The organism is Blautia sp. HCP3S3_B11 (genome assembly GCF_052064435.1).
Taxonomy (GTDB): domain Bacteria; phylum Bacillota; class Clostridia; order Lachnospirales; family Lachnospiraceae; genus Blautia_A.
Genome location: NZ_JBQHVP010000066.1, coordinates 1 through 489, shown reverse-complemented (window position 1 = coordinate 489; position 489 = coordinate 1). Strand labels below are relative to the sequence as shown.

The 489-nt window shown below is 38.0% G+C and carries 1 pseudogene; it reads left to right on the top strand.

Features of this window, described 5'->3' with window-relative positions:
- Positions 1-489: pseudogene (locus ACTNC0_RS18275) on the top strand (IS1634 family transposase); the annotation flags it as partial.

Sequence of the window (489 nt, the reverse complement as noted above, 5' to 3'; positions counted from 1 at the left end):
ATCGCGTGATATGGGGCTGTTTTTAGATCTGGCTGTTTATTCGATCATAGCAGAAAACAATGCAGCGCAGTACTATCCGGATTATACATACAACCATCCACTTTTTACGGAAAAGATGAAACAATACAGCGATTCAACCGTATCAGATTTCCTGAATTCAGTAACAGATGATCAGAGTACAGGATTTCTGAATACATGGAATGAGTCACGGAATTACCGTGAAAAGATTTATATTTCTTATGATTCAACGAATAAAAACTGTCAGGCCGGGGATATAAAAATGGTTGAATTTGGGCATCCGAAAGTAGATATGGGAGAGCCGGTATTTAATTATGCAGTTGCGTATGATACTCATAATCAGGAACCATTATTTTTTGAAAAATATCCAGGAAGTCTGAATGATATCTCCCAGCTTCAGTTCATGCTGGATAAAGCATCCGGATATGGTTATAAGAAGATCGGATTCATTCTGGACAGGGGATATTTCAG